Genomic DNA, 9,670 nt, shown 5'->3' on the forward strand with positions numbered 1-9,670 from the left:
GCAAGCTCACTCCTACAGGGTCCGTGTTTGCTGCGCGACAGCGTGGTGTCAGGGACACCGGGGCGACTCCCACAAAGCTCATTCGGTGTGTCCGGAATATCGGGAACGGACAGGGCCTACCCCGCGAAAAAATGAATCCTGAACACAGCCCCGCCCAGTGGCGAATCACCCAGGGTCAACCGCGCGTTGTAGCTTTCGATGATGTCTTTAACCACCGCCAGCCCGATGCCCTGACCCGGGTTCTGGCGGTCCAGACGTTCGCCACGCTGCAAAATACGTTCGCGCTGGTGTTCCGGCACGCCGGGGCCGTCGTCTTCAACGCATAACTCTTCCCCGGCTTCGGACGTCCGCAAGCTGACGCGAACCTGCCCCAGACATAACCGATACGCGTTCTCCAGCAGGTTGCCGAGCATTTCCAGCAAGGCGCCCTCTTCCATCGGCACCACGCATTCGTCGGGCAGGTCCAGCGTCACTTTCACCTGTTTATCGCGGTAGACCTTCTCCAGCGTATTGCACAGGCTTTCCACCACCGGCCGGAGCCTGACGTGATGACGCACCAGCCCACTCTTGCGCAGGCTGGCCCGCTGCAGTTGATAGCCGATCTGCTGACTCATGCGCTCAATCTGGGATTGCAGTATGCGCGCCTGCTCGACATCTTCAGGTCGCTTTGCGATGTTTTCACTGACGCCCTGCAACACCGCCAGCGGGGTTTTCAGGCTGTGAGCCAAGTCGTCGAGGGAGTCGCGGTAACGAATCCGCTGCTCGCGCTCACTGCTCAGCAACCGGTTCAACGACCCGGTTAGACGCAACAGTTCGCTCGGATGATTTTCACTCAGGCTCTCGCGCTGGCCCGACTCCACCTGATCCAGCTCCTGACTCAAACCGCGCAAGGCACGCAGCCCCCAGGTCAGACCCAGCCACAGCAGCGCGAGCAATACCAGCAACGCCGCGCCAAACCCGAGATAAAGCTTTTGCCGCAGCTGAGTGACGGTTTCCTGATAACCGCGCACCGGTTGCAGCGCCACGATACTGAAGGCCGCATTACGGCCGCCGAGCAATCTGATTTCCACGTCATAGACGAAGAATTCTTCGCCGTTGGACTCTTTGATCGTGGTGAACTCACTGCCCTTGCCGTCGTAGCGCGGCTGGTAGTCGATGTATTCGTCTTCAGTAGCCAGCGAACGCCAGACCAGATCACCCTGACGGTTATAGATGTAGCCCAGCAAGCGCGAGCCGGGAAGATTGAACTGCTCACCGGGCAGCACGGATGGCATCAACAGACGGCCATTCTCGACTCTGGCGGCGGAAATCAAGGTGGTCACATCGGACGCCAGCCGCTGCTCGATGGAGCCGCGCAGCGCGAGGCTGAATGCGCCCTGCAAGGCGGGCAACATGAGTAGCATGAAAATCACTGCCAGGGTCGCTGCGCCAATCATCAGGCGCAGGTGCAGCGAACGAATCATGTGCAGCGCTCGTTGAACAGGTATCCCAGCCCGCGCACGGTTTCAATGGGTTTGAAGGCCACGGCACCTTCGATCTTGCGCCGCAGACGACCGACCAGAACCTCGATCACATTCGGATCGCGCTCTTCGTCATCGGGGTAGAGTTGCTCCATCAGGCGCTCTTTGGCCACCACCTGCTGATGATGGCGCATGAGGTATTCGAGAATCCGGTATTCGTAGGCGGTCAGCGGCAGCGGTTGCTCTTCCAGAGTCGCCTGTTTGCGGTTCAGGTCCAGCGATAATGGCCCGGCAATAATCGTCGAGTGGGTAAACCCGCTGGCCCGGCGCAGCAAGGCATTGAGGCGCGCTTCCAGCTCTTCGAACTGAAATGGCTTGACCACGTAATCATCAGCCCCGGCAGCCAGGCCTTCGACCTTGTCCTGCCAATTGCCACGAGCCGTCAAAATCAGGATCGGAAACGCCTTGCCGAGGGTGCGCAACTGACGAATCAGCTCCAGCCCGCTCATGCCCGGCAGCCCGAGGTCGATTACCGCCAAGTCATGGTTGAACTGGCCCACCTGGTAGAGCGCCTCTTCGGCGTTGGCGACCGACTCAACGATATGGCCAGCCTCGGTCAATCGGGTTTGCAAGTGATGACGCAACAGCGCCTCGTCCTCAACCACCAGCAACTTCATGCAGCTCTCCCGGGTGATGTTTCACGTTCTAAAATCAACTCCGCAGCCATGCCAAACAACTACAAACCACTGAATTGAAATACATTCTGAGCGCACGAGCAACGCGAGGCCGCGATTGCGATTTATCAGGCAGACCGCTATCGCTGCCTCGTGTTGCTCGTGAGCGCCTACAGAGCTTTATTTGTGGCATTACAGCGCATCGCCTCGGACACGAGGTGTGACGCTCAAAGCAACTGCTGCACCGGCTTCCAATGCTGCGAACCGCCCTCTTCAGTATTAAGCGAGGCCACATGAGCCTGGTGCAGATCATAGTGCCCCGACAGCGTTTTCGGCGCGACCGGCACGCCATTGTATGTACCCGACAGGCTGTCATACGTTGCAGAATAATATAGCCGGTCGGCGCGGGGCCGGTCATCGACCTGCTCGCTCAACCCCTGACTCCAGACACCCTCACCCAGCGACCTGCCACTCTCGCCAAACCTGTCGACCCGTTCGCCACTTTTGTTCAGCGGTGCTCGGGAAACTTCATTGCCGCTGTCCGCCGCTTGCGCCGCAGCACTGCCGCCCAGAAAAGCCAAAGCCAAGAAAAACTTGTTGAGTGTCGTCATGGTGTAGTCCTCTTGCGCCGGGCGCTGTTCAGGTACGGCACCAGACTAGTCTGCGCGCCCTGAACCAGCCCTGAACACCCACTGAACCTGCGCTGAACAACTATCTACCGCACACATTAAAAAACACCCGTCACAATGCGTTAATCTTCCTACCCATTCCCAACCGCTATATAGAAGGTGTCGATCATGCGTTTATGGATTGCGTTGCTGATGATGGGGCTGGCCGGTGTGACTCAGGCGGCCATCAAGACCGAACAGATCAACTATAAAAGCGCCGACGGCACCCCGCTGGTGGGTTATTACGCTTATGACGACGCCATCAAAGGCCAGCGTCCCGGCATCATCGTGGTTCATGAATGGTGGGGCCTGAACGATTACGCCAAGCGTCGCGCCCGTGACCTTGCAGCGCTCGGCTACAGCGCCATGGCTATCGATATGTACGGTGAAGGCAAGAACACCGAACACCCGAAAGACGCCATGGGCTTCATGCAGGCGGCGTTGAAAGACAGCGACGCGGCCAACAAGCGCTTCGATGCAGGTCTTGAGCAACTGAAGAAACAACCGCAGACCGATCCGAAGAAAATCGCCGCTATCGGCTACTGCTTCGGCGGCAAGATCGTTCTGGATGCGGCCCGTCGCGGCGAACCGCTGGCTGGCGTGGTCAGCTTCCACGGTGCATTGGTCACCAACACCCCCGCCAAGGCCGGTGGCGTGAAAGTCCCGATGCTGGTGGAGCACGGCGCTAAAGACAGCATGGTCACCCCGGAAAACGTCGCTGCCTTCAAAAAGGAAATGGACGACGCAGGTGCCGACTATAAATTCGTCAGCCTCGCCGACGCCAAACACGGCTTCACCAACCCCGACGCCGACCGCCTCAGCCACGGCGAACACGGCGGCCCGGACATCGGCTACAACAAAGCTGCTGACGAAAGCTCGTGGAAAGATATGCAGGCGTTTTTGAAGAAAGTGTTTGGCGCGTAAACTCGCTCAGGACGCTCTCCTGTAGGAGTGAGCTTGCTCGCGATAGCTGTATTCCCGGCGCTGGACATGTATCAGGTGTACTGGCCTCATCGCGAGCAAGCTCACTCCTACAGGATCTATGTGGGCCGGGCTATAGCGCACGCCTTTAGCGAGCCGCTTCCCAGTACCGCATTCCCCCGGCAAAATGCCGCCCATGACTCAAAACCCTCACCTCCCCGCCTGTTGCCCCGCCCTGCATCACCATTGGCCCTTGCCTCATGCCTTGGCGAATGTGGCGTTGGTCAGCAGTCACTTCGATCCCAAACAACTCGTGGAGGGCGATTTCCAGCGCTGCGTCATCACGCCTCCGGCCAGCATCCAGCGCTCTGTCGCCAAACGGCAAACCGAATTTCTCGCAGGCCGTTTATGCGCCAGGGCGGCGCTGCAGCATCTGGACGGTCGCGACTGGGTGCCGGACATCGGCGAAGACCGCGCGCCGATCTGGCCAGCCGACATTTGCGGTTCAATCACCCACAGTACCGGCTGGGCCGCGGCCATCGTCGCGCACAAACAGCATTGGCGTGGATTGGGGCTGGACACTGAAAACCTGCTCAGTCACGAGCGCGCCACCCGTCTGGCCGGGGAAATCCTCACGCCGTGGGAAATGCAGCAAATGGCTGCAGGGCCTGCGGAGCAGATTGCTCTGCACGTGACGCTGACCTTCTCTATAAAAGAAGCGCTGTTCAAGGCCCTTTACCCCATCGTGCAGAAACGTTTCTATTTTGAAGACGCGCAACTGCTGCACTGGTCCACCGACGGTAAAGCCCGCTTGCGCCTGCTGACCGACCTGTCCGGCGAATGGCACAACGGCAAGGAACTGGAAGGGCAATTCAGCGTGCAGGGCGAGCATGTGTTGAGCCTGGTGGCAGTGCCTGCGTGACCCGTTGCCCCGTCACACATTCACCACGGACCTGTGGGACCGACCGGGGTGGCGCTCCACTTCATTCGGGAAGGCGATATTCCCGACGAAAAAAATGCTGTGAATGTACCGGCCTCTTCGCGAATGAATTCGCTCCCACCAAATCGGTGTGTGCAGGCAGATATAAATTTCCCGCTACCCGGTATTGTCAGCCCGTCACTGCTCCTGTCGGGCAATGCTCACACCGCCCCACCCACGCCACTTGATGGCTCAAGCAACAACTGCGCCGCTGGCGACGTGGCGGTTCGCCCACATAGTGGATGGCATTGAACAGAGGATTGCGTCGCCCATCGCTCAAGGTCTTGCTGCGCAATAGCGCATAACCCACGTCCAGCGAGGTGTCGGTCAACGTGCCCAGTTGCACGAGGCAGCGCTCAAGGTAATCCCCGGCATTGCCCCACAGAACCGCCGCCGATACATCGCCCAGCCGGCTGAGCGCATCAATGAAAGGATGCAGATTGTCATCCATCAGCCCTGAAAAACTCACAGGCTGACTCGCGCCAACGCCGAGGAATTTCAACGCAACCGGAACACCGCGCTTGTCCAGCGCCACAGCGATCTGATCCAGCTGCAACGCCCAGCACCAGCCCTGCACCAACCCCGCCACCACAACCGGTGGGATCACTTGCATGAAGTAATATTTGGACCACTGCGACACCAACACCTGTCGATGACTGGCCAGCAACTCAGCGCCATAGATATTCAGCAACAGCGCGTCCAGCGCCTCAGCCTGCAAAAGCTCCGGCAACGGCCTCACCGCCCGCGGATCGTCTTCAGCCAGCAGGCTCTGCCCGAAGCACTCAAGTGCGCCACTGAATAATGGGTGACTCATCAGGCTTCCTGATTGGGAAAAGGGAGTTCTCAACTTACGTAGGAGCTGCCGAAGGCTGCGAAACCGATGTGCCTGATACACCGCCTTCGCAGCCTTCGGCAGCGCCTACAGGAACAACATCTGCATTGAGGGAAGGACAGTCCTCAAAACCACAACTCGAACAATTCTATCCATCATTTCCTCAAGCACACCACATGCCAAAACGCGCTTGCCAAAGGCATTTTCTGTGATAGGGTTCGCGCCCTCAAAAATCAGCTCACCGTCGTAAAAAAACCTTAATAAGCGTCATAGGGGCGCCGGTCCAGTAGTTATGCGGCCTACACGCGATACGGAGCTTTCATACACCAATTACACACAGCTTTATCCACAGGTAGTGCGTTGCAATTGGTGTCCAAAACGCTTTATCTTGTAGCCCGGCTTCACGAACAACCCTACATGTAGGGTTTTACGCAAAAAACCCAACACAAGTCGAACAGGGATTTCAAGCATTTTTCTTACGTGTCGAGGGTTGAACCAAAGGTTCATTCGGTAGCCCAAGCTGCGCCCCAGACACCCGAGCATGCATACCCTCTTTGACCGCAGCAAATTCAAGCATTTGTTGCAATATTTAACAGGCATCATCCAACAGATTTCCCGAGGCAGCGAGCAACGATTTCGCTGCCTTTTTGACTTCAAAGCCAGGGACGGTGAAATCCGCCATCCCCATTCCGTTTTGAGGTCGTTACAGCCGGCGTTTTTGTCGACTGAATGCCTACAAACCGGATCGGTGGGTGCTGATTAGCACCCAAACAAACATAGAGAATGTGGAGACACCCATGCAAACAGACACAACTCGCGAGAACTCGCCGAACCCGGCGCCGCAGACAAGCCAGTCCCAACAGGATCTGTCCGCGACCGCTCCCGGCCAGCTGCGCGTGATCAAGCGTAACGGCACTGTCGTCGCCTACACCGATGACAAAATCACCGTCGCTATCACCAAAGCGTTTCTTGCAGTTGAAGGCGGCACTGCCGCTGCGTCTTCGCGCATCCACGACACCGTGGCCCGTCTGACCGAACAAGTTACCGCTACCTTCAAGCGTCGCATGCCTTCGGGCGGCACCATCCACATCGAAGAAATCCAGGACCAGGTTGAACTGGCCCTGATGCGTGCCGGCGAGCAGAAAGTGGCTCGCGACTACGTCATCTACCGTAACGAGCGCTCCAAGGAGCGTGCCGTTCGTGGCACCGACGCACCGGTCGACGCCCACCCTTCGATCCGCATCACCCGCGCCGACGGCAGCGTTGCGCCGCTGGACATGGGTCGTCTGAACACCATCGTCACCGAAGCGTGTGAAGGCCTGGCTGAAGTTGACGCCAACCTGATCCAGAACGAAACCCTGAAAAACCTGTACGACGGCGTGGCGATGAAAGACGTCAACACCGCACTGGTGATGACCGCCCGTACCCTGGTTGAGCGCGAGCCGAACTACTCGTTCGTGACCGCCCGCCTGCTGATGGACACCCTGCGCGCTGAAGGCCTGAATTTCCTGGAAGTAGCCGAAAGCGCTACTCACCACGAAATGGCCGACCTGTATGCCAAGGCCCTGCCTTCGTACATCGCCAAAGGCATTCAGTTCGAATTGCTGAACCCGATCCTGGCCACCTTTGACCTGGAAAAACTCGGCAAGGCGATCAACCACGAGCGCGACCAGCAGTTCACGTACCTGGGCCTGCAAACCCTGTACGACCGTTACTTCATCCACAAGGATGGTATCCGTTTCGAACTGCCGCAGATCTTCTTCATGCGTGTGGCCATGGGTCTGGCAATCGAAGAGAAAGCCAAAGAAGACCGCGCCATCGAGTTCTACAACCTGTTGTCGTCCTTCGACTACATGGCGTCGACGCCTACACTGTTCAACGCTGGCACCCTGCGTCCGCAACTGTCCAGCTGCTACCTGACCACCGTTCCGGATGACCTGTCGGGCATTTACCACGCCATCCACGACAACGCCATGCTGTCCAAATTCGCAGGCGGTCTGGGCAACGACTGGACTCCGGTTCGTGCGCTGGGCTCGTACATCAAAGGCACCAACGGCAAATCCCAGGGCGTTGTACCGTTCCTGAAAGTCGTCAACGACACCGCCGTAGCCGTTAACCAGGGTGGCAAGCGCAAAGGCGCGGTCTGTGCTTACCTGGAAACCTGGCACATGGACATCGAAGAGTTCATCGAGCTGCGCAAGAACACCGGTGATGACCGTCGTCGTACCCACGACATGAACACTGCCAACTGGATCCCTGACCTGTTCATGAAGCGTGTCTTCGATGACGGCAAATGGACCCTGTTCTCGCCATCCGAAGTACCGGACCTGCACGACCTGACCGGTAAAGCCTTCGAAGAGCGTTACGAGTACTACGAAGCCCTGAGCGAATACCCAGGCAAGATCAAGCTGTTCAAGACCATCCAGGCCAAAGACCTGTGGCGCAAGATGCTCTCGATGCTGTTCGAAACCGGCCACCCATGGCTGACCTTCAAAGACCCGTGCAACCTGCGTAGCCCGCAGCAACACGTGGGCGTGGTTCACAGCTCGAACCTGTGCACCGAGATCACCCTGAACACCAACAAGGACGAGATCGCGGTCTGCAACCTGGGCTCGATCAACCTGCCGAACCACATCGTCAACGGCAAACTGGACACCGATAAGCTCAAGCGCACCATCGACGTCGCCGTTCGCATGCTCGATAACGTTATCGACATCAACTACTACTCGGTGCCGCAAGCGAAGAACTCCAACTTCCGTCACCGTCCAGTGGGTCTGGGCATCATGGGCTTCCAGGACGCGCTGTATCTGCAGCACATCCCTTACGGTTCCGACGCTGCTGTCGAGTTCGCCGACCGATCGATGGAAGCTGTCAGCTACTACGCGATCCAGGCCTCTTGCGACCTGGCCGACGAGCGCGGTGCCTACGAGACGTTCCAGGGTTCCCTGTGGTCCAAAGGCGTACTGCCGCTGGATTCGCAACAGATCCTGATCGAGCAGCGTGGCCAGAAGTACATCGACGTTGACCTGAACGAAACCCTGGACTGGGCGCCAGTACGTGCCCGTGTACAGAAAGGTATTCGTAACTCCAACATCATGGCCATCGCACCGACCGCGACCATCGCCAACATCACTGGCGTATCGCAGTCGATCGAACCGACTTACCAGAACCTGTACGTGAAATCGAACCTCTCGGGCGAATTCACCGTGATCAACCCGTACCTGGTTCGCGACCTCAAAGCCCGCGACCTGTGGGACTCGGTCATGATCAACGACCTGAAGTACTACGACGGTTCGGTACAACAGATCGAGCGCATCCCGCAGGAACTCAAAGACCTGTACGCCACCGCGTTCGAAGTCGACACCAAGTGGATTGTCGATGCAGCAAGCCGTCGTCAGAAGTGGATCGACCAGGCTCAGTCCCTGAACCTGTACATCGCTGGTGCATCGGGCAAGAAGCTGGACGTGACCTACCGCATGGCCTGGTACCGTGGTCTGAAAACCACTTACTACCTCCGTGCCCTGGCTGCGACCAGCACCGAGAAATCCACCGTCAACACCGGCAAGCTCAACGCAGTATCGAGCGGCGGCCACGGCCCGGACGACTCGGCGATCACCGCCCCGCGTCCAACCGAAGCTGCACCGGCCGGTCCAGCACCAGTGCCTAAGGCCTGTGCGATCGACGAGCCGGATTGCGAAGCTTGCCAATAAGGCAATCTTGAAAGCTGGTCTCGCTCTCCCTCTGGAATAATATTCCTTGTGGGAGCGAGGCTTGCCCGCGATAAGGTCACCCTGCTGTAACTACCGAAATACAAACCGGGAGCCTCAAACCCTCCCGGCTTCACCCCGCAAAACCGCTACCTGCACAGGTCGCCCGCGTACCCCCCTCTCCCTCGCTGCAAACAAAGCCTACTGCACCAAAACCCATCGCAACAAAACAACCTGACACCGCACATCCTTCCCAATTAATCCCATCCCGGTGGGAGCGCATTCATTCGCGAAAGCGGTGCGTCAGACGCAGATTTTTTGCAGGAGAAATGCCTTCGCGAATGAATTCGCTCCTACCAAAAACAGTGCAGTCAGGTGTTAACGCTGTGAACACCCATCCCGGTAGGAGCGAATTCATTCGCGAAAGCG

7 protein-coding genes are annotated in these 9,670 nt (G+C 58.1%); 3 read left to right on the forward strand and 4 right to left on the reverse strand.

The features are described 5' to 3' along the window. Positions 1-116 precede the first annotated feature (116 nt). The 3 genes from RX972_RS26930 to RX972_RS26940 all read right to left on the reverse strand — a co-directional run bounded on the left by RX972_RS26930 (position 117) and on the right by RX972_RS26940 (position 2,745). Positions 117-1,463 (reverse strand): ATP-binding protein, encoded by a 1,347-nt coding sequence (locus RX972_RS26930; protein WP_027901317.1) that lies wholly within the window; start codon positions 1,461-1,463, stop codon positions 117-119. Beyond that, positions 1,460-2,137, reverse strand: coding sequence for a response regulator transcription factor (locus RX972_RS26935; RefSeq protein ID WP_095094996.1), 678 nt, complete (start codon positions 2,135-2,137; stop codon positions 1,460-1,462). Before RX972_RS26935 ends, RX972_RS26930 begins: the two co-directional genes overlap by 4 nt. Before the next feature lie 224 nt (positions 2,138-2,361). Further along, positions 2,362-2,745, reverse strand: a complete 384-nt coding sequence (locus RX972_RS26940; protein ID WP_231674964.1) for a hypothetical protein — start codon at positions 2,743-2,745, stop codon at positions 2,362-2,364. Between the two features lie 186 nt (positions 2,746-2,931). On the opposite strand from RX972_RS26940, the gene RX972_RS26945 reads away from it, so the two are divergent. Both RX972_RS26945 and RX972_RS26950 read left to right on the forward strand, forming a co-directional pair. Continuing rightward, complete coding sequence (locus RX972_RS26945; protein ID WP_027901319.1) at positions 2,932-3,726, forward strand: dienelactone hydrolase family protein; 795 nt, start codon at positions 2,932-2,934, stop codon at positions 3,724-3,726. A 193-nt stretch (positions 3,727-3,919) separates the two neighbouring features. Beyond that, positions 3,920-4,645 carry a 4'-phosphopantetheinyl transferase gene (locus RX972_RS26950; protein ID WP_316880022.1) on the forward strand — a complete coding sequence of 242 codons (726 nt, stop codon included), beginning with the start codon at positions 3,920-3,922 and terminating at the stop codon, positions 4,643-4,645. 187 nt (positions 4,646-4,832) lie between these two features. Here the strand turns inward: RX972_RS26950 and fhuF are convergent, their stop codons facing one another. Next, the gene (fhuF, locus tag RX972_RS26955; RefSeq protein WP_316880024.1) at positions 4,833-5,516 is read right to left on the reverse strand and encodes a siderophore-iron reductase FhuF; all 684 of its coding nucleotides are present in this window, start codon (positions 5,514-5,516) and stop codon (positions 4,833-4,835) included. Between the two features lie 815 nt (positions 5,517-6,331). Here fhuF and RX972_RS26960 point away from each other — a divergent pair. Next, positions 6,332-9,244, forward strand: coding sequence for a ribonucleoside-diphosphate reductase subunit alpha (locus tag RX972_RS26960; protein ID WP_087272468.1), 2,913 nt, complete (start codon positions 6,332-6,334; stop codon positions 9,242-9,244). Positions 9,245-9,670 lie beyond the last annotated feature (426 nt).

The sequence above is a fragment of the Pseudomonas syringae group sp. J309-1 genome, assembly GCF_032582135.1.
Classification (GTDB): Bacteria; Pseudomonadota; Gammaproteobacteria; order Pseudomonadales; family Pseudomonadaceae; genus Aquipseudomonas; species Aquipseudomonas quasicaspiana.

Excerpts from the sequence above, each read along its gene's own strand:
- RX972_RS26930 (WP_027901317.1), bottom strand. The coding sequence starts at position 1,463 with ATGATTCGTTCGCTGCACCTGCGCCTGATGATTGGCGCAGCGACCCTG.
- RX972_RS26935 (WP_095094996.1), bottom strand. The coding sequence starts at position 2,137 with ATGAAGTTGCTGGTGGTTGAGGACGAGGCGCTGTTGCGTCATCACTTG.
- RX972_RS26940 (WP_231674964.1), bottom strand. The coding sequence starts at position 2,745 with ATGACGACACTCAACAAGTTTTTCTTGGCTTTGGCTTTTCTGGGCGGC.
- RX972_RS26945 (WP_027901319.1), top strand. The coding sequence starts at position 2,932 with ATGCGTTTATGGATTGCGTTGCTGATGATGGGGCTGGCCGGTGTGACT.
- RX972_RS26950 (WP_316880022.1), top strand. The coding sequence starts at position 3,920 with ATGACTCAAAACCCTCACCTCCCCGCCTGTTGCCCCGCCCTGCATCAC.
- fhuF (WP_316880024.1), bottom strand. The coding sequence starts at position 5,516 with ATGAGTCACCCATTATTCAGTGGCGCACTTGAGTGCTTCGGGCAGAGC.
- RX972_RS26960 (WP_087272468.1), top strand. The coding sequence starts at position 6,332 with ATGCAAACAGACACAACTCGCGAGAACTCGCCGAACCCGGCGCCGCAG.